The organism is Acidovorax cavernicola, from assembly GCF_003581445.1.
Genome location: NZ_QXMN01000319.1, coordinates 1 through 644, shown reverse-complemented (window position 1 = coordinate 644; position 644 = coordinate 1). Strand labels below are relative to the sequence as shown.

General features: G+C 67.9%; 1 protein-coding gene. It reads right to left on the bottom strand.

Going from position 1 to position 644, the window contains the following annotated elements; translation table 11 throughout:
• The coding region (locus tag D3H34_RS33415; protein ID WP_119558921.1) for an aminotransferase class I/II-fold pyridoxal phosphate-dependent enzyme at positions 1-596 on the bottom strand (596 nt) is incomplete at its 3' end.
• Between the last annotated feature and the right edge of the window lie 48 nt (positions 597-644).

Below are 644 nucleotides of genomic sequence, written 5' to 3'. Positions count from 1 at the left end.
AAGCCATGGCGGTCGGACAGCGCGAACAGCTTTTCCCATTCGGACAACGGCATGACCGCGCCCGTGGGATTGCCGGGCGAGCAGACGTACAGCAGCTGCGTGGTCTGCCAGACGGCTTCGGGCACGCTGTCCCAGTCGATCGCGAAATTGCGCGCCGGGTCGCTGGGCACGTAGACCGGCTTGGCGCCGGCCAGCAGGGCCGCGCCTTCGTAGATCTGATAGAACGGATTCGGGCAGACCACGGTAGCGCCGGGCTGGGTCGGGTCGATCACCGTCTGCGCGAACGAAAACAAGGCTTCGCGCGAGCCATTGACGGGCAGCACCTGGGTCGCAGGGTCGAGCGCCAGGCCGTAGCGCTGGTTCATCCATTGCGCACCGGCCGCGCGCAGCCGCGGGTCCCCGCCCGTGGCCGGGTATTTGGCCAGCGCGCCGGGGCTGTTGCCCAGCACCTCTTCGATGAAGGGCGGCGTGGGATGGCGCGGCTCGCCAATGCCCAGGCTGATCGGGCGATAGGAGGGCGAGGGCGTGACCCCCGCGAAAAGCTGTCGCAGCCGTTCAAACGGATAAGGCTGCAGTTGGGAGAGCAGGGGATTCATTGCCCGCATTATCCACGCTGTGGCGGGCGCTGCTGCGCTCCGTTGGCC